16 protein-coding genes are annotated in these 21,242 nt (G+C 44.2%); 4 read left to right on the plus strand and 12 right to left on the minus strand.

Translation table 11 applies throughout. The features are described from left to right. Positions 1-816: 816 nt before the first annotated feature. Positions 817-1,470 carry a GntR family transcriptional regulator gene (locus AAIH57_RS07010; RefSeq protein WP_430021070.1) on the minus strand — a complete coding sequence of 218 codons (654 nt, stop codon included), beginning with the start codon at positions 1,468-1,470 and terminating at the stop codon, positions 817-819. Between the two features lie 288 nt (positions 1,471-1,758). On the opposite strand from AAIH57_RS07010, the gene garR reads away from it, so the two are divergent. From garR to AAIH57_RS07025, 3 genes are all read left to right on the plus strand, one after another. Then, positions 1,759-2,667 (plus strand): 2-hydroxy-3-oxopropionate reductase, encoded by a 909-nt coding sequence (gene garR / locus AAIH57_RS07015; RefSeq protein ID WP_430021071.1) that lies wholly within the window; start codon positions 1,759-1,761, stop codon positions 2,665-2,667. After that, positions 2,654-4,090: a four-carbon acid sugar kinase family protein gene (locus AAIH57_RS07020; protein WP_430021072.1), complete on the plus strand. Its 1,437-nt coding sequence runs from the start codon at positions 2,654-2,656 to the stop codon at positions 4,088-4,090. Before garR ends, AAIH57_RS07020 begins: the two co-directional genes overlap by 14 nt. Before the next feature lie 133 nt (positions 4,091-4,223). Continuing rightward, positions 4,224-5,543 (plus strand): gluconate:H+ symporter, encoded by a 1,320-nt coding sequence (locus tag AAIH57_RS07025; RefSeq protein ID WP_430021073.1) that lies wholly within the window; start codon positions 4,224-4,226, stop codon positions 5,541-5,543. Between the two features lie 62 nt (positions 5,544-5,605). On the opposite strand, the gene map is transcribed toward AAIH57_RS07025, so the two are convergent. The 4 genes from map to AAIH57_RS07045 form a co-directional block, all read right to left on the minus strand. Beyond that, positions 5,606-6,346: a type I methionyl aminopeptidase gene (map, locus tag AAIH57_RS07030; protein WP_430021074.1), complete on the minus strand. Its 741-nt coding sequence runs from the start codon at positions 6,344-6,346 to the stop codon at positions 5,606-5,608. A 146-nt stretch (positions 6,347-6,492) separates the two neighbouring features. Continuing rightward, complete coding sequence (locus AAIH57_RS07035) at positions 6,493-6,789, minus strand: hypothetical protein (RefSeq protein WP_430021075.1); 297 nt, start codon at positions 6,787-6,789, stop codon at positions 6,493-6,495. Between the two features lie 230 nt (positions 6,790-7,019). After that, positions 7,020-7,616 carry an acetylglutamate kinase gene (locus AAIH57_RS07040; protein ID WP_430021076.1) on the minus strand — a complete coding sequence of 199 codons (597 nt, stop codon included), beginning with the start codon at positions 7,614-7,616 and terminating at the stop codon, positions 7,020-7,022. Positions 7,617-8,014: 398 nt separating this feature from the next. Next, on the minus strand, positions 8,015-9,313 hold the full coding sequence (locus AAIH57_RS07045; RefSeq protein WP_430021077.1) for an NCS2 family permease: 1,299 nt from the start codon (positions 9,311-9,313) through the stop codon (positions 8,015-8,017). 490 nt (positions 9,314-9,803) lie between these two features. Between AAIH57_RS07045 and AAIH57_RS07050 the strand changes: the two genes are divergently transcribed. Then, positions 9,804-12,287 carry a family 43 glycosylhydrolase gene (locus AAIH57_RS07050; protein ID WP_430021078.1) on the plus strand — a complete coding sequence of 828 codons (2,484 nt, stop codon included), beginning with the start codon at positions 9,804-9,806 and terminating at the stop codon, positions 12,285-12,287. 63 nt (positions 12,288-12,350) lie between these two features. Here AAIH57_RS07050 and AAIH57_RS07055 read toward each other — a convergent pair whose 3' ends face one another. From AAIH57_RS07055 to AAIH57_RS07085, 7 genes are all read right to left on the minus strand, one after another. Then, positions 12,351-13,481, minus strand: coding sequence for a GntR family transcriptional regulator (locus AAIH57_RS07055; RefSeq protein WP_430021079.1), 1,131 nt, complete (start codon positions 13,479-13,481; stop codon positions 12,351-12,353). 76 nt (positions 13,482-13,557) lie between these two features. Continuing rightward, positions 13,558-14,313 (minus strand): class I SAM-dependent methyltransferase, encoded by a 756-nt coding sequence (locus AAIH57_RS07060; RefSeq protein ID WP_430021080.1) that lies wholly within the window; start codon positions 14,311-14,313, stop codon positions 13,558-13,560. 268 nt (positions 14,314-14,581) lie between these two features. Beyond that, positions 14,582-15,466: a carbohydrate ABC transporter permease gene (locus AAIH57_RS07065; protein WP_175398814.1), complete on the minus strand. Its 885-nt coding sequence runs from the start codon at positions 15,464-15,466 to the stop codon at positions 14,582-14,584. 22 nt (positions 15,467-15,488) lie between these two features. Then, positions 15,489-16,379 (minus strand): ABC transporter permease, encoded by an 891-nt coding sequence (locus tag AAIH57_RS07070; RefSeq protein WP_175398815.1) that lies wholly within the window; start codon positions 16,377-16,379, stop codon positions 15,489-15,491. Positions 16,380-16,460: 81 nt separating this feature from the next. After that, positions 16,461-18,143 (minus strand): extracellular solute-binding protein, encoded by a 1,683-nt coding sequence (locus tag AAIH57_RS07075; protein ID WP_430021345.1) that lies wholly within the window; start codon positions 18,141-18,143, stop codon positions 16,461-16,463. Between the two features lie 180 nt (positions 18,144-18,323). Further along, positions 18,324-19,454, minus strand: a complete 1,131-nt coding sequence (locus AAIH57_RS07080) for a response regulator transcription factor (RefSeq protein ID WP_430021081.1) — start codon at positions 19,452-19,454, stop codon at positions 18,324-18,326. Next, a complete protein-coding gene (locus tag AAIH57_RS07085) occupies positions 19,451-21,211 on the minus strand; it encodes a sensor histidine kinase (protein WP_430021082.1) in 1,761 nt (586 codons plus the stop codon). Before AAIH57_RS07085 ends, AAIH57_RS07080 begins: the two co-directional genes overlap by 4 nt. Positions 21,212-21,242 lie beyond the last annotated feature (31 nt).

Consider the following 21,242-nt stretch of genomic DNA (forward strand, 5'->3'; position numbering starts at 1 on the left):
GAAATAAACAATTCACTCAAAGAGTGAAAAACGATGCTTATTAAATTTCGACATTTTTCTCTTAAATTTTTATATGTAAAAAAAATAATTTTTAAAAGAGGAGTGAGTTCATTTAAAATACTGCATATTCAAAATAAATCTGACGATTGCTTCGTATTAGATTTGACTAAAATTGGTCCTCTAAGAAATTGAGTACTGGCAATCAAAGACTTGGCTGACCACCCATATCAAATTGTCCCAAAAAGCGTGAATGCGCAAATAGCGCATGCTGATACAATATTTTATCTGCCAATTCTTCTGCCCCGTGTTCTCCGTACGCGAAAGCTATTAATGGATGCATTTATTGAGTTATCCATGAAAAATGATTTTAAAGACATAACCATTAAAGATATAACAACTGCTGCTACGGTTAATCGTGCAACCTTTATTATCACTTTATTGACAAATATGACTTGCTTGAAAAAGTATTAAGCGAGAGTGTCATGAGGGAAGTGATTCAAGAAGTAAGTACACATGAGGAGATTAATGAAAAGACCCTTGAGGCTATTTTCTTCTCGGTTATTAAGTTTCTAACATCAATTAGTTACCAGTGTCAGCGAAGTTACGAGGCATTTACACCACAAATAGAAACGCTATTCAAAAACGAACTTCAAGTGTTTTTTATGAATCGGGACAAAAACAGTGGTCCTTTCATAACAAAATGGAGGCTGAGGCTAAGTGAACAATAAAATGTTCACCTGATAGTTCGAATTAAATTAAGCCTGTCTTTATACAAAGACAGGCTCTTTTCCTTTTCTAACCACGTATTGGCAAGTCTCATTGATTGCTCATTACATGAAGATAAAAGTTCAAATCGTTTTCTAGATGCTTTTTCATCAGATCTTCTGCTTTCTCACCATCTCTGGACCTGATTGCCTCATATATTTCCTCATGCTCATCAATAAGATGAGGACGATTATAAATAACGACTGTCTTCCTAAACAGATAAATAATAGCTTGCATCCGGTCTATAATATCGATCATGAGAGGATTATTACTTGCTTTTACAATGTCATTGTGGAAGCTTTCGTTGGCCGACATAATTTCATCTTTTGTCCCTGTTCTCCCAATCTCCACATACTTATACAGCTCTTCAATCTCGGTGTCTTTGAGAAAATTCGCTGCGCATTTGGCTGAATACCCTTCCAACAATATACGAACATTAAATAAATTCCGTAAATCCTTTTCGGTTGGCTTAACCACTTTTTTTTGAACGATTAATCCTTCATTCTCCAGTTTTCGTATGGAATCCCTTATGGGCGTTCTGCTAACTCCAAGCTCTGCAGCTAGTTTTTCTTCAACGATCTTAGTACCGCTAGGAAGCTCACCGTTTAAAATCTTGTCTCGGAGAATTTCATAACACTGATGATACGCCGGTCGTGAGCTATTATTTTCATGCACAAACTTCACCTCAGTTTCATTTCTCATCATAAATATAGTACCAAATTATGTTCATAAAATCATTCCAATAAACGAAGCCTCACCATAAAAGTATACGTCTTTTCATAAATTGTATACAAAATTATATTTAAATGTATACAATTTTATATTTTTAGTATACAATGAAAACGCAAACAACGATGTAAGCGGTTGCCGCAGGAAACATTATCATTTTCAGCACACCAAGCTGCTTCAACGTTGTTTGAATCTAGTTTTTGAACAGATATCCATTCATAGGCATAAAAGCCTTTCTTAGAACAGTATCAGGAGGAAAACAACATGACTAAAAAAGTAGGTTTTATTGGATTAGGAATCATGGGAAAACCAATGGCTCTAAATCTCACCAAAGCGGGACATGCATTAACCGTTAATGATCTTAATCAGGAAGCGGTTCAAATATTGGTAGACTCAGGTGCAACTGCGGCATCCTCACCCAGAGAAGTGGCGGAAAACAGTGAGATAATTATCACCATGCTCCCTGCATCTCAACATGTGCAAGCTGTTGTTTTAGGTGAACAAGGAATTTTATCGGGAGCAAAAGAAGGCACTATTATTATCGATATGAGCTCCATCACTCCTGCTGTTTCCATTGCTCTGGCAAAAGAAGCCGCCAAAAGAGGCGTCGGCTTTTTGGATGCACCCGTAAGCGGCGGAGAACCTAAAGCCATTGATGGTACATTGGCTATTATGGTCGGTGGTAAAGAAAGCGTATTCGAAGAAGCCAAATCAGTACTGTTTGACATGGGAACGGCTGTAACCTTAGTTGGTGATAGCGGCTGCGGAGTTACAGCTAAATTAGCGAATCAAATCATCGTGAATTTAAACATTGCCGCCATGTCCGAAGCTCTTGTCTTGGCAGCTAAGGCGGGCATAGATATCGAGAAAATGTATCAGGCGATCCGAGGCGGATTAGCGGGAAGTGCAGTGCTCGATGCCAAAGTTCCGCTGATTCTGGAAAGAAATTTTGCTCCAGGCGGTACGATCGCGATCAATATGAAGGATATTACCAATGTCATGGATACGGCTCACGAGATCGGTGTCCCTCTCCCACTTTCCAGTCATCTGTTGGAAATGTTCCATGCGCTTAAAGTGGACGGTAAACTGATGGACGACCATGGCGGGATCGTACAATATTATGAAAAACTCGCAAATGTCGAAGTTAGGGGACTGGGCCATGAAAACAAATAATCGGTCTGCAGCAGAAGTTTTCAGCAGAATCCCTTCTCTGGACAACAGCCTCATAAATGAAATGATCAATAAAGAACTTCAAAGCTTCAACCGCAAAATTATCGTTTTGGATGATGATCCGACTGGCGTACAAACGGTACATGGCGTATCGGTCTATACGGATTGGTCCTTGGAAAGTATCAACAAAGGGTTTCAGGAAGAACATTCGATGTTCTTTATTCTGACCAATTCACGCGGATTTACAGCTGCAGAAACGATAAAAGCACATCAAGAAATTGCTGCAAATATTGTAGAAGCTGCTAAGAAAAACAATCGTGAATTCATCATTATTAGCCGCGGTGACTCCACATTAAGAGGACACTATCCGCTGGAAACGGAAGTATTGAAAGATACCGTTCAAGCAATGTCTGATACACACTTTGACGGCGAGATACTCCTCCCTTTCTTTAAAGAAGGCGGACGCTTCACAATTGATGACATTCACTACGTTCAGTATGATACGGAATTGATTCCTGCGGGAGAAACCGAATTTTCAAAAGATCGCACTTTTGGCTACACGAAATCACATTTGGGTGAATGGGCTGAGGAAAAATCAAATGGAAAATATCAAGCCGAACATATGACTTACATTTCGCTGGAAAGTCTGCGTGCCATGAATATTGAATCCATTGAACAGCAGCTCATGCATGTAGAAAATTTCAATAAAGTTATTGTGAACGCGGTTGACTATACTGATGTACAGATCTTCGCCATCGCTTTAATTCGAGCCATAAACAAGGGGAAGCATTTTCTATTCCGAAGTGCGGCTGCACTTACGAAAGTCATGGGAGGCATTAGCGATAAAAGCCTTCTCACTCGTGAGGAAATGATGAGTGCCGACACGAACCATGGCGGATTGGTCATCATTGGATCACATGTGAAAAAGACGACGGAACAATTCGGAGAACTTCAGAAGTCTGCAGCTGTTGAGTTTATCGAATTCAATGTTCACCTTGTACTGGAGCCAGATCAATTCGAAGCCGAGCTTAACAGAGTTGTTGACACAACCAATGAACTGATTCTTCAAGGCAAAAATGTAGCTGTCTATACAAGAAGAGAACGATTGGATCTTGGAGAAAACAGAAAAGAAGAAGAGTTAAAGCTCTCCGTTAAGATTTCAGATGCAGTCACCAGTATTGTAAAACGTCTAGAAGTTAGACCCGCCTATATTATTGCCAAGGGTGGTATAACCTCAAGTGATATTGGGACGAATGGTCTGGAGGTCAAAAGAGCAACCGTTGCTGGACAAATCCGGCCAGGCATTCCCGTATGGACAACAGGCAGTGAGAGTAAATTCCCGGGCCTTTCCTATGTCATCTTCCCTGGAAACGTGGGTACCAAAACGGATTTGAGAGAAGTTGTTGAAATGCTAAGTACGAAGTAATTTAAATGTACGTATCAGTTTTGGCCAGACTGTAAGGAGTAACACTTTACAATGACTATAATTGAAAAAATTTAGTGCACTCCTTACAGTATGGTCTCCTTTATTAAGCCAATAAGGAAAAGAGGAAAAATATATGCCAATTATCTCTGTTACGATTGGGGTCATCCTGCTACTCATATTAATGATGTTCTTTAAATTAAACGCTTTCATATCATTGATTATTGTTTCCCTGGCAGTAGGAGTACTTGAAGGAATGTCCCCGATCGAAGCTGTCGAATCCATCGAATCCGGTTTGGGTGGAACACTCGGACATTTAACGATGATCATTATTTTCGGTGGAATACTCGGGAAGCTAATGACCGATTCTGGTGGTGCACAGCGTATTGCTACAACCATGATTAGTGCCTTTGGTCAAAAACGAACGCAGCTGGCTGCAGTTATTACTGCCGCTATTGTTGGAATCGCTTTATTCTTTGAAACCGGAGTAGTCGTTTTAATTCCATTGGTATTTACAATTGCAAGAGCTGCTCGAGTGCCCGTTCTATATCTGGGGATGCCCGTCATTGCAGCACTTATAACCATGCACGGATTCGTTCCTCCGCACCCTGGCCCAACAGCTGTTGCTAACGTTTTTGGAGCGAATATCGGTTTAACGATGATCTTGGGAATAATCGTTGCCATCCCTGCGTTCATCCTTGCAGGTCCTGTTTATACAAAACTGTTTAAAAAAGAAGCTTTGCAGATTGACATCCCTAAAGGTCTGTTTAATCCAAAGGAATTTAAAGAAGAGGAACTGCCTAAGTTCGGAATCAGCCTGTTCACAGCTCTTTTACCTGTCATTTTGATCGCGCTTCAAACCGTTGTCGAAATATTCGCGCCTGAATCAGCCATTTCACCAGTAACTGATTTTATCGGTAATGCGAATGTAGCTCTATTAATTTCAGTTATTGTCGCCATCTTTACTTTCGGATTAAATCTGGGTAAGAAAATGCCTGAAATTATGACCTCACTAAGCGAGTCTGTAAGTGGAATTGGAATGATTTTGTTAATTATTGCTGGTGGTGGTGCGTTTAAGCAGGTTTTGATCGACAGTCATATTGACCAGTACATTTCTGACCTCATGTCGGGATCAACCCTTTCCCCATTGCTTTTGACCTGGCTGATTGCAGCAATTCTAAGGATTGCCGTTGGTTCTGCAACTGTAGCCGGTATGACAGCAGCCGGTATTGCCGCGCCTCTGGTTGCCGCAACGGGTGTAAGTCCAGAATTGATGGTACTGGCTGCGGGTGCAGGAAGCGTTACCTTCTCTCACGTCAATGATGCAGGATTCTGGATTTACAAGGAATATTTTAATCTCAGTATCGGCAAAACGATAAAAACCTGGTCTGTTATGGTAACGATTATATCGTTGGTAGGACTTGCTGGTGTTTTGATTCTGGATATGTTTATGTAAACAAGAAATAAAGGCATGTTCTTAACCGAACCATGCCTTTATTTTTTTGCTTATTGAATTCATTAAAGCGTGACAATAATTGGACCATTTTTAGTAAGGATAATCGTATGTTCCACTTGTGCTACATAGCTTTTTTTTGTAGCAAAGGTCCATCCGTCTCCTTTTTGGTATACTTCCTCTTCAAGGGTTGAGACAAATGGTTCAAAAGCGATAACCATCCCTTCCTTTAACAACTCATCATCCGATGTATCGTTATAATTATAAATATGGTCAGGTGCTTCGTGGATTGCGCGTCCAACACCATGTCCTGTAAGGTTTTTGATGACCGTTAATTCATGTTGTTTTGCAGTTACGAATACTGCTTTTCCAATTCCGCTTTTTTTGGAGCCAGGCTTTGCTTTTTTAAGACCTGCTTCAAATGCTTGTTTAGCAACACTGCATATTTTCGTTAACACTTCTTCTCCCTCGCCTACGACAAACGAGATTCCTGTATCAGCGAAATAACCGTTCTTTGAGCCGGAAACATCTACATTCACCAGATCCCCTTCTTGGATGACCCGATCTCCCGGAATACCATGTGCCACTTCTTCATTAACACTAATACAAGTATAACCAGGGAAATCATATTCACTTTTTGGAGCTGACACTGCGCCTTCTTTCTCGAAAAGCTCTCCAGCTATATCGTCAAGCTCTTTTGTCGTTATACCGGGAATTGTTCTTCGTACCAATTCATCTCTAATCGAGGCAACAATTTTGCCGATTTCCTTCAAACCATTAAAGTCTTCTTCTGTTCTTGCAATCATTTCGCTTACCTCACTATCCATTATTATCAATTAACCATATAAGTGTTATTTTCTCGAAAACACCGCATTAAATAATCATATCCAAAGGAGCGAAGCTTAGCAACTTTTTTATAAACGTCCCAACGTTAGTTGAACAAAGCAATCGATCAGGGTGGACTGATGCCAGGTTCTTGTATTTTTCCAGCGATTTCTTTTGCATGGGAACGATATACATAATGTCCCGCGTCCAACAAGACCATTTCTCCATACAGAGACTCCTCTATTTGCTTCACATGTTCAGGGATCCATTGATCTGTCACAGGGTGGTTGGCTTGTACAAAGAAAAGGACAGGTAAATGGGAAGGAAAAGTTAGCTGTTCAGCTGCTATTAAGTTGGAATACATGCTCTCTGCCTCATTTAATTGAGTGTTGTTATACATGTTTTTACACATCATGATGTTCAATTGTTCTTTGGTCTGCTGGTCATATGGCAGTAACTTTTTGACATTGGCTTAGGAAAAAACTTGACCTATAAAATAAAAAGCCGCTAAAATAGCGACTCTCAAAAGAAATATGTTCTTGTCCCTTGACACGCTCGTAATGAAGAAATAAACCTAAGTTGAACGTCTTCTAGCTTTCATTGTTTAGTTTAGTTTTAACTGAACCCCAAGCATCTACAAATTCATTAAAACTTCTATACGGCAGGGAATTGTTGTGCAATTCCGATTGTCATCATATCAGCCATCTCTAGAGCCTGTTTTTCAATGGAATCACTTATTGCAACATTTCTTACGTAGTCTTTCGCGATGCGAGTTGCAACCTCTTCACTGAGGAGACGTAAATGCTCATACATCATCCGTTGCCATTCCACTTGAGACCAATATGGATTAATATGGGCCATAAAAGCTGCAATCGCATCTGCATTGGCATACCATCGTTTCTGAGCATCTTCCGCTGCAGTAGTGTTACCAGCCTTTAAGTCACTGACAAGTTCTGCGGCAATCGTTAAATGTTCTCTGAACATTTTTTCAAATTGATTGGCAATAGCAGTTCCATAAGTCGGTTCAAGCACCATTGCAAAATCACTTGGATTTCGTAGAAGTCTTGCGGTTGTTGGTTTGACATCATCAAGCCCATCGACGATACTATTCACTGTTAATCTCGTCCAGAACACGTGCTGTTCCCATAGTGCTCTGAGCTTCCTGTTTAAATCTATGTTGGCTGGCGGCCAGCTCAAGTGATCGGCTACTCGAAAGACAGGATAATAGTACGTAGGAACATAATTAATCATTATCCAACAACTCCTTTTTTACAACAATATATAGACTATAGCCTTCATTGGTGCATTCTAATCCACCATGGTTGACTCGCTCGTCATTCCCTGAAACTGTGATTGAGGATAAACAAAATAAATGGATGAATAGGAGTTACACTGGTTTTACATCCATCTTTTCTTAGACGGATTCTCTCCATGTCTCTAGGCAGATTATGTGTACTACAAGAGACAGTGTACACCCTCCTTATCCAGTTGAAGCCATCGTTGGAGATGCGACCTCTTTGTTGCATTTGAAAATGATCATTCATTAAAGAAGCCATCTGCTCGCCATATTCCATGTTGTGAATTTCATGGCTCCGAAAAAAGGAGAACTGCCTGTATATAAGCAGTTCTCCTTTTTATTAGACAGTGTATTAGTGGTCCAAGAACACAAGCTGAATGAAGAACAATACCGCAAAAATGTAGAATATCGGATGAACATCCTTGCCTTTTCCGCGAAGCAGCTTGAGTACCGGATAAAAAATGAACCCTACGCCGATGCCTGTCGCAATACTGTGCGTCAACGGAGTAAGTATGATGATCAGGAAGGCAGGAAACGCTTCTTCGAGATCTTTCCAATTGATTTTGCTGATGACATTGATCATAAAGTAACCAACAATGATCAGTGCCGGAGAAGTGATCGCCGGAATACCTGATATCACACTCACGATCGGTGTAAAGAACAAAGTAAGAGCGAGCAGCACACTTACCGTTACCGCTGTCAGTCCTGTTCTACCGCCTGCAGCTACCCCTGTGCTGGACTCGATATAAGCCGAGGTAGGGCTTGTTCCCAACAGTGCCCCAGAAGTTGTCCCTACCGCATCGGCCAGCAGCGCACCGCGTGAACGCGGAAATTTACCATCTTTGAGCAGTCCCGCTTGTTCAGCTACTCCGAGCATCGTTCCTGTCGTATCAAAAAGGGTGATCAGCAGGAAAGTAAATATGATCGTATACAGCCCATTAGAGAATACGCCTGCCAGATCCAATTGGAAGGCCGTTGTCGTAATGCCTTGCGGCATGGATACAATGGTTTCCGGCATTTGGAACAGCCCCATGATCCACGCAAGTATCGCTGTAATCACCATTCCGATGAACAGATAACCTTTTACATTGTAGGCCATTAGCACAACCGTGATAATCAGTCCGATAATGGTCAGGTAAGTCATTGGCTCTGCCAGGTTCCCGAGGGTAATCAAGTTCGATTCTGAATCAGCAATTATCCCGGAATTTTGCAGGCCTACGGTTGTAATAAACAATCCGATCCCCGCTGTTATCGCGTGTTTAAGACTCGAAGGAATTGCATCAAGCAGCATGTAACGGAATGAAGTAAGCGATAAAATAATAAACAAAAGCCCTGCGATAAATACCGCTCCCAGTGCAACCTGCCAAGACACACCATAACCGCCAACCACGCTATAGGCAAAGAAAGCATTCAAGCCCATCCCAGGCGCCAGGACGATTGGATAATTAGACCATAATCCCATAATCAGTGTCGCCACAATACTTGCCAGCACCGTAGCAATGAATACTCCATTGAAGTCCATTCCTGTACTGCTGAGTATTCCTGGGTTTACGATCACTATGTATACCATCGTGAAGAACGTCGTGATCCCTGCGATGATTTCCGTGGAAACGCTCGTGCCTCTTTCTTTTAATTTGAACCAATTGTCCATGATAAAGCCAGCCTCCAACCTTCATATTATGCTCCAAAGCTAAAAACAAAAAAAATCCTAATCTTCATATAGGATTGTAATATTATCGCTCCTATATACGTCATTCATTAGGATTTAACAGCTCTATAATTGTAAGCTTCCAAACCAACAATAAGGATGCTCATACCTGTTTTTAACCTGATGTCCATTTCGTATTCTAATAAATATAACACCCATTGTCAACGATCTAACGATTTGTTCACAGTTATTTACGAACTATATAGATATTACATATATTATTCATTCGTTTTTTGGAGTGGTCGTAGTTACTTTAGATATCGTGCCAACGCATAAAGATCCTTAAAAATTATATCTAATTGGTTATAAGAATCCGAGCGTTCCTTTGTTATACTCCATTATAGAAAGCGCCCACATTTCGAATTCAGGAGGTGTCTCTCTCTATTTAGAAATGATTATATTTACAGATATTTAATAATAAAGGAGTTGCAATATGAAAAAATGGAGAATTCTTTTTTTAAGTGCAGCCTTATGCTTTCTGATGCCCTCGAATATGTATGCCTACAATAATCCGTTTAATTTAACAAACTCTTGGCATTGGTCGAATAGCGATTTTTATGGTGAAGGTGACCCATATATTTTGAAGTTCAATGGGACCTACTACCTGTATGTCAGCACAGTAGATGACTCGGTAGGTGTGAAAGTATGGTCATCCACAAATCTGGTTGACTGGACATATCGCGGTTTATGTTCAACGGAGGCCGTGACCAAGGCGGCATATGCCCCCGAAGTTGTATATTGGAACGGTCAATTCTATATGTACACCTCCCCAGGAGGCGGTGGTCACTACGTACTTTCCAGTCCCAGCCCCACTGGCCCCTTCACACTTCAAACAGGCAACCTGGGTATGGGCATTGACGGCAATGTCTTCATCGACGATGACGGTAAATGGTACTTCTACTCCACCGGTTCAAATACAATTGCGGCACGTCCGATGACAAGCCCAACCACATTCGGGGCTCCTCTCTCAACCGGATTATCCATGGCTGGTTGGACAGAAGGATCAACCACTTTCAAACGAGATGGAAAATACTACATGACTTACACGGGCAACCATGTCTGGAGCACTGCCTACCGTGTCGATTATGCAACGGGGAGCAGCCCAACAGTTGGTTTCAAGCCGGCTGCGGACATGAATCCAGTACTTATTAATACCGAAGGCTCTAATGTCGGACTTGGTCACAATTCAATCATCAAAGGGCCTGATCTTGATTCAGATTATATCGTATACCATAGTCATGCTTCTGATGGGAATACAACCTACCCGGGACGTAAAATGAATATGGATCGGATCGTTTGGAATGGAGATAAGCTTCTTGTGCAGGGACCTACAACCGAATCACAGCCAAATCCGGAAATGCCGGATTTTGAGGATCGCTTTAACAGGACATCGCTCGGCAGCAATTGGACGAATGTTGGGGGCGGCACATGGGGAATTTACAATCAAGAGCTAATGTGGCAGGATACCATTGGTACTGCATCAACTTACCGTCAGGTCACAGCAGTTAATAGTGCCAACGATTATACGGCCGAGTTCAACACAAAACAGATGAAACAGGGTAGTAGTGAAAACCCAGTATATGGTGCTGTCTTCTCCTACACCAATGAGAACTCTTACGGCGTCGCGGTACTGAATCGTAATAAGAATCGTTTGGAGACAAATTACGTCGTAGAGGGCGTGAGTCAAGGCTGGCAATATGCATCGCTTCCAACGGGTTACGACTATTCCAAATGGCATCAAATCCGCGTAGAGAAGGCTGGTTCTTCCTTTACTGTCTATGTGGACGGGATGAAGAAGCAGACTCGAACAATTGATGGACTAAAAGGCGGTAAAATCGGTTACACAACTACAGATGTGCACGCTGATTTTGGATATACGGCATTTAGCAATAAAGTAAACGGTAGCAGTGCCTGGAATTCGTATAAGCCCTTGCCGGGTAAGATTGAAGCCGTTCATTATATGGCTGGAAATGAAGGAACCGCTTATCATGATCTTTCACCAGCTAATCTTGGAGGTGCCTACAGGAACGACGCAGTTGATATTCGCAGCTCTGCGGCTGAAGGCAAAAATGTTGTTGGCTGGAATCAGACTGGTGAATGGCTTAAGTATCGTGTTAATGTAGCCGAAACCGGATACTATGATTTGGATGTTCGACTAGCCACGACGTTTAACGATGCAAGCTTCCGGGTTTGGAGCGAAACAACGGATCTAACAGGTGTTGTAAGTGTACCTAGTTCAGGTGAGTGGGAGAACTGGACAACGGCCAGCAAGAAGGGTCTGTATTTGACTGCTGGCAATCATGAACTGCGGTTCGAGTTTGTGAAAGGCGAATTTGATTTCAGCGATATGACATTTACACCCAGTGAGTCTGTGACAGGCCTGTTTGATGATTTTAATGATGGCAATGACAGTGGTTGGACTCAATTCGAAGGAAACTGGTCCGTCATTGATGGTGAGCTAGATTCTGCAGGCAGCGGCATGTTCGCCAAGAGCACTATTGGCAAAGATACTTGGGCTGACTATACGGTTGAGTCAGACATTAAACTTATTGATACTAGTGGAGATGCAGGAATTATGGTGCGGGTCAATAACCCCTCCAATGGTAAAGTGCTCGCGAATAATCCGGATTATGTACAAGGTTACTATGCATTCATTAAGTCAAATGGTGTCTACCTGGGCAAAATGAACTACGGCTACAAGGAGCTCGCTTCGGCCCCCCTCTCCATTGCTTCAGGTACCTGGGAGCATATGAAGGTAGTGACCTCCGGTACGACAATTAAGGTGTATGTTGACGATATGAACACACCAAAGATCACGTACAAGGATAATAGCATGAATCCATTCACGCACGGCAAGGTTGGCCTGCGAACCATGAATAATCATACACGTTTCGACAATTTCCGTATAACCCCATAATGATAAGAAGAAGGGATTCGGCAGTATGTATTGTCGAATCACCTTCTTTTACTTTTTCGGTTGTTATGATGATGATGGAATCCACTCCATTGGCACAAAGAGTTTTTTGGGAGTTCGTATGCCGTGATGCATCTGATCCAATAGCAAGGTGACAGCCTGTATACCAATCATCTTCTCGTTCTGTTGAACATAGGCAATACCAGCGATCCCAGGATCATCGAACGTTACGATTGCTATGCGTTTTGCTCTCTCCTTGCCAATGGTACGGATTAACGAATAATGAGCCAAACGGGCTAGTTCAACGTCAACAGCCACCAAAGCTGTAAATTGACCATAGTATTGACTGACCCACTTGTCTAGGATCTGCTCTCTATGTTGAATCTCTTCATTAAAAATTTCATAGGGCATCGTGAGGCATATGATGTCCTCTTGTGGTAAGCGTGCTTTCGCCACCGCTTGTTCAAAGCCTGCAATGCGTTCGATCACAACGCTGTGCTCTTTGGGCGGGGTAACTAAAGCAAACTGTCGAAACCCTTGCTTAACCAGATTTGTTACCGCTTTATGCGCCCCCTCTATATTATTAGAGCATACGCTTACGTTTGGTTTGTCCGAATAATAACGGTCAATTAATACATACGGACACCCCAGTTCTGAAGCTCGGTCAACCGTATGCCGTTCATGTTCACTTCCAATGGAAAACAGCACTAATCCCCTAACTCCCAACGCACAAAGCTCTTCAATTGCCTGGAGTTCTTTAACTGAACTACCTCTCGTAACACGAATAACCAGCGTATATCCGTTTTCATTGACAGCGTTTTCAATCGAATCGAGCAGACGCTGCTCCACTTTGGTTCGCATGGACGGGATAATAATACCTATCATTTCTTTTGGTTTTGAAGAAAACGGGATATGAAGCATCTCAGGGCTCTCGTCTGTTTGTTGGTATGTTTCATTCGGTATGCGCAGCTTAAACGAGGCTTGGCCAGCAACGAAAGTCCCTTTTCCTTTTATGCGGACAACCACGCCCTCCTCAGCTAGCCCCGCCATAGCATTTTTGGTCGTTATTAAGCTGACATGGAACTGTTCCGCCAATTCTTTTTCCGAAGGAATCCGGTCTCCTGAACGCAGATTTCCGAGCGTAATTTGATGTTTTATTACATGCTGAATTTGCTTGTATAATGGTATATTTTTCATGAAAATCACCACTTTAACTATACTATGTGTTCTATCCTTCGGACAACTAGTTGGTCACAAAGACCATCAAATCAAACTATACTTCTCCCCAAAATATCTCCGTTTCATAATCGAATGGAACAATACCATCTTGATGATTCCGATCAAATAGATTTCGCAGTTCTGTCATCATCGGATTGTAATTTGGATGCCCGGGTACAGGACTGTAGGAAGATGATAGCAACCGTCCTCTCAAGCCCTTGAAATCGAATTCCTGACTCATTCTGAATCGCACTTCTTGCATCGAACCTTCCTTAAAAAAAGACAGAAGCATCGTCCGGGAAATATTTTTATGATTGACTTTTTCGTAATCGATTCCGTATGTATGAAGCAACTGATTGTACTGTTCACGAAATGGAGTACCCGTTGTAATACGGGAATTCCAGATGAGTATCACTCTCCCACCCGGCTGTAGAATTCTGCGGAACTCGGTCTGCGCTGCTAAACGATCAAACCAATGAAAAGCCTGTGCGCATACTATAAACTCCACCGACTGATCAGGTAACCCAGTAGATTCTGCAGAACCTGTAATACTTTGATACTTTGGATAGCTTTCTAACCTTTGCTCTGCGGCTGCCCGCATGGCCCGATTGGGCTCAACCGCAATCACATTGCTGCCGTGTTCCAGAAGCAGCTTGGAAAAAATCCCTGTACCTGAACCGATGTCTGATATTTTACTATTCGAACGCAATCCAACGAAGTCGTACAAATATTGAACTGCCTCTTCCGGATAGCTCGGGCGGTATTTCAAATAGGAATCGACCCGGTTCGAAAACTTTTCTGTATTTTTCATTTCGTCCTCTCCCATCTGATTTTAATCAAATGATACAGATGAATTCCATTAAAATAAAGAGAAGCTTTGCGACTTTAATTTCCTATTTTGTACAATACAAAAACTACTCTCGAAGGAGTTATATCGTCTAATACATATCGAACCGTGCAAAAATCCTGCAAGAAAATGGAACACACAGCCCCATCTTCATACAGGATTATCAATTTGACAGAAATGCGCCGACCAGGGAACACTGCAATAAACACGTATTGCATCATGAACCAAGCAACTACTCCTTCACCGAGCCGAGTGTAATCCCGTGGATGAAAAAGCGCTGCAGGAATGGATATACAATCAAGACAGGAAGCATGGCGATGAAAATTTTCGCGGCATTCAGTGTTTGATTGGACAACTCATTCATCCGCTTATATTGGTCTTCCGTCATGTTGGACGCGTCGATGACCACGACAAATTGCTGGATTAACGTTTGCAGTGGATAATGATCCTGCCCTGAAGTCAGCACCAGACCATGAAAGAACTCGTTCCAATGGTACACGATGGTGAACAACGTTACAGTAGCCAGCACGGGCACGGCCAGCGGCACATAAATGGTGATCAACATTCTCCACGGCCCGGCCCCGTCCACGAGCGCAGCCTCGTCGAGCTCCTTGGGCAAATTGCGGAAATAGTTCACGATCAGAATGACGTTAAATACCGGCACTCCCCCGCCAAGAACGAGCGCCCAAATGGTATCATAAAGCCCGATGGCCTTTACGGTCATATACCATGGAATCAACCCACCGTTGAACAGCAGTGTGAACACGAGAATCCACATAAACACGTTGCGCATGCGAAATTCGCGCGGGCTTCTGGAGAGCGGATAAGCCATCATTGTCGTCACGATAAACGTGATTGTCGCACCAAGCACAACCCGCTGAATGGAAATCCAGAAGGAATTGAAAAAGGAACGGTCTCCGATAATTTGCTGGTATGAATTGAAGTTGAAGCCAACGGGCCATAACCATACTTTACCCGCAGCAGCAGCCGATTTTTCGCTTAAAGACACGGCCAGCGTATACCAGAGAGGCAAAATGCACAGGAACGCGATCAGGAGCAGCACGACCAGCAGCGTGACATCGAATACTCTGGATCGCAGCGTCGTTTCTCTTATCATCTCGCTCGACTCCTTCTCATTGTCAGAATATGCGGTAATTGGCGAACTTCGAAGCAAGCAGGTACGAGACAATGATGAGCACGAAACTGACCACCGATTTCAGCAACCCAACCGCGGTTGCAAGTCCGTACTGCATGTTCAGCAGACCTTCGCGATATACCCAGGTATCGATAATGTCACCCGTCGAGTACAGCAGCGGATTGTACAGATTGAAAATTTGATCAAAGCCTGCGTTGAGCACGTTTCCCAAACTTAGCACGGCCAAGAGCACAATCGTAGTTCGCAAGCCTGGTAAAGTCACGTGCCAGATTCTGCGCATCCGGGTTGCACCGTCAATCGATGCAGCTTCGTAAAGAGATGGGCTGATGCCCGTCAGCGCTGCCAGATAGATGATCGTGTTGAAACCAAATTCCTTCCATACATCACTGCCTACAACAATAAACGGGAACAGGTCTGCACGGGCAAAGAACAACACCGGTTCAATCCCCAGCAAGTTGAGTAGTCCATTGACAGGACCCGTATACGAAAACACATCGAGCAATATGCCGGACAGAATAACCCAAGACAAAAAGTGCGGAAGGTATACGATTGTTTGAACCCAACGCTTGACCACCATGAGACGCAATTCATTGAGCATAATTGCAAAGATCAACGGCACGATCAGATTGCCCGCAATTTTCATGACAGCAATGTACACCGTATTAAAGAAAATGGTTTTGGTATCGTTCAGGCTAAACATATATTCGAAGTTTTCGAGCCCGATCCAGGTCGATTTCCAGATGCCTTGGCCCGGGTTAAAGTCCTGAAAGGCGATGGCAATCCCGAACATGGGAATGATGCTGATGAACAGCAGCCACACCATTCCGGGCAACAACATGATGTAATAATGTTTGATGAAACTTCGGTTTCGCATCCGGTGTTCCTCCCTTGCAATCTCCCATCCTGATTCTTTCCAGAAGAAGCGCCGGATGAATCCGGCGCTCTGGACGGCTGTCTACTTGACATACTCCTTGACTTCCTCAGTAATTCTGTCCCCGCCTTGCTTTTTCCAGTCGCTGACGAACGTATCGAATGTATCCAAAGGGGCAGCTCCCATAATGATCTTCAGGAAGGTTTCATCCTCCAGCTTCTTCAGGTTCGACCAGCGGCTTTCCATCGTGCGAGTCTGGGAGTATAGAAGGCTATATACCTTGTTGTAATCCTGCTGCAAGGACGATGATCCGACCAATAGCGAATAGATGCGGCTCCATACGCCAAGGTCTGCCTGAGGATCCCAGTACTGGATGTCCATATTGTCATACGGCTCTTTCTTTACCTTTTTGACATTTTGGATATCTGCCGCAAGCAATTTGTAGCCCGGATCGGTAAAGTCTTCAGGTTTTTTGGAGCCAGCGAGCACTTCCTGCAGCGCTTTTGCCGAATATTCGCTCTCATCCATATAGGACATCGGAACACGCAGCGGATAATGTCCTACAGGCACGGAGATATCGAATTTCGATTCGTCCCGAATGAGCAGGTTCAGCATTTTGATAACGGCTTCGGGATGCTCATATCCTTTGCGAACGACGACGAATACGGTAGAAGGCGCTCCCATGTGAGCGTTAAATTGTCCTTCGGCATCCAGCGGCAGCAGATATGCTTGCCAGTTGGCTTCAGGATTGTTTTTGATCGCATCCGGCAGTGGTCCATATCCCATCCACCACGGAGCGAAGAAGATACCTGCGTTACCATTGACTACCGGCTCGGACGCACTTTTGCGTATGCCAAGTTCCTTGTCGATTAACCCATTAGCATACATGTCGCGCAGTTTGGCGAGCGCCTCCTTCGTTTCGGGCAGAATGGAGCCGTAGACAGGGCTGCCTGAATCGTCTTTTAACCAGTACCCAGGATAAGCTTTGTACGCTCCAAAGATCGGATCAAGTCCATATGTGTTGTTCGTCGATTCCAAAAAATTGGCGTATAACCGGCCGCCGTTCTGTTGTCCGGCAATACCGATCGTATCGTTCTGGCCGTTCCCATCCGGGTCCTGTTCCACGAATGCTTTCGCAACGTTCTCCAGATCTTCCATTGTTTTTGGCGGCTCAAGTCCCAGCTTGTCGAGCCAGTCCTTGCGTATCCACATTTGGTGAACACCGTCGGAGTGTACTTGTATACTAGGGATAGCATACATTTTCCCGTCAAATGTTACCGCCTCAGCCGATACACCGTTCGTTTTTTCCATATAACTCTTCATGGCCGGAGAAGCATATCGATTAAATGCATCGGTTAGATCCTCCAGCTGCCCAGCCTTCACCATCGCCCGCAATTGGGTATCCTTGACCACGAGCGCATCGGGCAAATCGTTACTTGAAATCGCCAGATTTACTTTCTGCTCATAGTTCGTTCCGGTGGCCGCCTGCCAGGTTACCTTGGTATCGATGTTCAGATTGTCCTTCACATAACGCGAATACTGGTTATTCTCCGGCGTATCTCCGGCAGGCAAACTTTTGTCCGTTGGATCGACTTCTTTACCATACGTTAGGGTAATCGCCTGATCATATTTGCCGAACGGATCCGCCGGCCCTTCTTCAGCAACGCCAGGCGTGGTATTGTTTCCCGCCGTTCCGTTCTCCTTGCTGCCTGCGCTGCTGCAGGCGCTCGTGAATGTGAGTAACAGCATCATCGCCACCATGACCATTTTTTTGCTCAAATGGATGCTCCCCCTTTAATGGAATGTCATTAGCGTCCAGCACCAACAATATAACACGGACGGAAAACGTTTATGGATAGAGGGGCGAACGAGAAACAGGCGGTCAAACGTCCGATTTTGATAACGCTTACAATCCATTCATCACCCCTGACCTCCATCCGTCTACCCTCATCGTGGTGCATTACGGTACTCGCTTGGCAGCATGCCGACCTGTTCCCGGAACATCCGGCTAAAGTACTTTTCGTCTGCATAACCCGTATGCTCCGCAATCCAGACAATCGGTTTAGCCGTTTGGGTCAGATAGTCCCGCGCCTTGTCAATCCGGACTTTGCGAAGATATTCATTAAAAGAATAACCGACCATTTCCTTGAAGCATTGATTGAAATAACTGCGGCTGAGATTGACCCGCTTCGAGACATCGCTGGCAAATAACGGTTTCTGCAGCTCGTCATGAACCATTTTGACTGCGGTTAAAATGCTGCTGCTCACCTCCTTGCGAAGGTACTGGCCGCCCGATAATACAAGCGCTTCTGCACGAAAGTTTGCCATCCATTCCACCACGTCTTGCCATGACGCAAAATGAACGGGCGTGGTCATTTCCGTTTGGACGATGTTTTTGAATGTTCGGTTCCAGTCTACCGTAACGCCGTATAGCAACTGCATCAATCGGGGTACGGGCAATCTCATGGTCCTCAATTCTTGCAGCAGTTCACTCATATATCGCTCATCATGAACCCAGCGAAAGGAGTGCAATTTGTCCTTTAGACTCCCCTCTCCCTTTTCAACGCATGTCGATCCGGTCTGCTCACATTCGCAGATCGATTCGTTCAGTAATTGTCTACCTGTGTCGGCCCCCCCATAAAACAACGCGTCCTTATCGGATTCTGATACGGTATCGTCATTTAAACGTTTTCGCCTGTCGGTCAGAATACGATCATGGATGCGGCCGAGCACTTCCTCGAACCGTTCTTTCTCTAGCTGTACTTTGGCAATGTAGTCAATGGCGCCCAAACGCAGCGCTTCCTGAATGTATTCGAAATCCTGATGCAGCGTAAGGACAGCAATCGGCAATTCCGGGAATTGCTTGCGTGCGATACGGATTAGCTCAATTCCTGACATGACAGGCATGGCCAAATCTGTAATCAATAAATCCACGCGGTTCTCTGATAAAAATTCAAGCGCTCTCTCACCATTCCCCGCTTCGCCAATGACTTTCATTTCAAATGCATCCCACGGCATCGCGAGCATGAGTCCTTTGCGTACAAGTTGATCGTCATCGACGATCAGCACCTTGATCATGGTGATTCCTCCCCTTTGCATTGAATAGGCAGTTGTATGACAATCCAGGTTCCTTTTCCCGGTTCGCTGGATACGCTCAGGGTGGCATGACCTTCATAATAAGACTCCAGCATACGCTTGACATAATTCATGCCGATCCCCATTCCAACCCGATGACGTTCGGCCTGTTCTTGTTCCAGCAGCTCTTTGATCTTTTCTTCCGAGATGCCTCTGCCATTGTCCCTGATCGAGATTTCAAGCCGGCTGTTGTGCCTGCTTACCTCCACTTCAATCCTTCCCTTGTCGTCCAGCCCATGGTAAAGGGAGTTTTCAACCAGCGGCTGCAGAATGAACCTCGGCACCGATACATTAAGCAGTTCGTCATCGATGTGTATGCGAACATCGAATTGAAAATTATAGCGAATCTGCTGCAGGATGAGATACTGCCTGAGCGAATCCATCTCCTCACGGATAGTAGAGCTCTGGCCGCCTTTACGCAAATTGTAATACAGCAACTTGTTCAGCGAAGTTACGAGCCGGTCAATCTCCTCCTGTCCATTCATGACAGCCAGCCAATGTGCGGTATCCAGCGTATTCATCAGGAAATGCGGGTTGATTTGGTAGAGCAGCTTTTCGATTTCCAGATCCGCCCTGCGCTTCTCTTTAATCTCAACCTCGGAATATAACCTTGCAATGTGAGATTTCATCCGCCCGAACTGCGTCAGCAGCATTTCAAACTCTGGTATGCGGGAGTTTGCATCCACCACGTCGAAGTTGCTGTCAAGCATCTGCTTCATCTCCCGATGAAATTGGGACAATGGCCGATATACCATTTTCCACAGCAACCAGCCGATCGCCAGGCTGACTGCGGCAAACAACACGGTTAACAGAAACATCTGCATCATCCACTGGTTTTTCTCCTGGTCGTAATCCGCTTTGGAAACAAGTGATACCACACTCCATCCCTGGTTGCTGTACTGCCTGTACCAGTAATAATCTGAGGTGAGGCCCGAAGTTGCTGCGGCAACCGCAGAATGTCCAGAATCAGGAAAAGTCGTGTTTTCAGGAAACATATCTCCTAACTCGCTGTAAGAGACTCGCCCATGGTTATCCAAAATGAGATGAGCCGTGTTTTTGCTGACATCGTCCAGGTCAAGGATGCTTTGCGTTAGCTTAAACCCGGATTCAATGTACACATAGGCATCCTCACGTTCAGGCAGATCCACCTTTCGCAGCGCTGAAAGAACGTATTGATCGTTAAACCTGTCGTTGCTGATATGGGGTCCGAAATACGTAATTCCGTAATAACTGGCCATGATGGGCAGTTTCTCCGGATCGAATGAATCCTTCACCCCCATCGTTTCAAAAAGATAAGTATCGTCTTCACGAAAATAGTACATGGACAACCCGATATTGGGATTGGTAAACGCAATCAGGTTTAGCTGGTATTTGATCTGGTCGGTCAAATAGCTGCGGTCATAGGGTTGATCCGCAATCATGAGCTGTTCCAGCTGTTTGCCGATGCTTCCTTCGAAGGCAAGTTGCTGGGAGGCATGGTTCAGGTTGCTGAGTGTGTTTTCCAGGGACAATGTCACCTGTTTCAGATTGCTTTGGATGCCGGATTGCAGTTTGGTCGTCAGAATGGAATTGATCGTACGGTAGGATAGGTAGCAGGATAAAAGGAAAGGAATGAGGGCTACGACCGCAAAAAGCAGAAGAATTCGATTTTTCAGCGTGATTCGTTCCATACGGGACTTTCGTACATGGTCTGTGTTCATGCATTCATCTCCGCTTCCGGGTTTCAACATG

Source organism: Paenibacillus sp. MABNR03 (genome assembly GCF_050455445.1).
GTDB classification, from domain to species: Bacteria; Bacillota; Bacilli; order Paenibacillales; family Paenibacillaceae; genus Paenibacillus; species Paenibacillus xylanilyticus.

Coding starts and splice junctions, on each gene's coding strand:
- AAIH57_RS07010 (WP_430021070.1), bottom strand. CDS start 1,470: ATGATGAGAAATGAAACTGAGGTGAAGTTTGTGCATGAAAATAATAGC.
- garR (WP_430021071.1), top strand. CDS start 1,759: ATGACTAAAAAAGTAGGTTTTATTGGATTAGGAATCATGGGAAAACCA.
- AAIH57_RS07020 (WP_430021072.1), top strand. CDS start 2,654: ATGAAAACAAATAATCGGTCTGCAGCAGAAGTTTTCAGCAGAATCCCT.
- AAIH57_RS07025 (WP_430021073.1), top strand. CDS start 4,224: ATGCCAATTATCTCTGTTACGATTGGGGTCATCCTGCTACTCATATTA.
- map (WP_430021074.1), bottom strand. CDS start 6,346: ATGATTGCAAGAACAGAAGAAGACTTTAATGGTTTGAAGGAAATCGGC.
- AAIH57_RS07040 (WP_430021076.1), bottom strand. CDS start 7,616: ATGATTAATTATGTTCCTACGTACTATTATCCTGTCTTTCGAGTAGCC.
- AAIH57_RS07045 (WP_430021077.1), bottom strand. CDS start 9,313: ATGGACAATTGGTTCAAATTAAAAGAAAGAGGCACGAGCGTTTCCACG.
- AAIH57_RS07050 (WP_430021078.1), top strand. CDS start 9,804: ATGAAAAAATGGAGAATTCTTTTTTTAAGTGCAGCCTTATGCTTTCTG.
- AAIH57_RS07055 (WP_430021079.1), bottom strand. CDS start 13,481: ATGAAAAATATACCATTATACAAGCAAATTCAGCATGTAATAAAACAT.
- AAIH57_RS07060 (WP_430021080.1), bottom strand. CDS start 14,313: ATGAAAAATACAGAAAAGTTTTCGAACCGGGTCGATTCCTATTTGAAA.
- AAIH57_RS07065 (WP_175398814.1), bottom strand. CDS start 15,466: ATGATAAGAGAAACGACGCTGCGATCCAGAGTATTCGATGTCACGCTG.
- AAIH57_RS07070 (WP_175398815.1), bottom strand. CDS start 16,379: ATGCGAAACCGAAGTTTCATCAAACATTATTACATCATGTTGTTGCCC.
- AAIH57_RS07075 (WP_430021345.1), bottom strand. CDS start 18,143: ATGGTCATGGTGGCGATGATGCTGTTACTCACATTCACGAGCGCCTGC.
- AAIH57_RS07080 (WP_430021081.1), bottom strand. CDS start 19,454: ATGATCAAGGTGCTGATCGTCGATGACGATCAACTTGTACGCAAAGGA.
- AAIH57_RS07085 (WP_430021082.1), bottom strand. CDS start 21,211: ATGAACACAGACCATGTACGAAAGTCCCGTATGGAACGAATCACGCTG.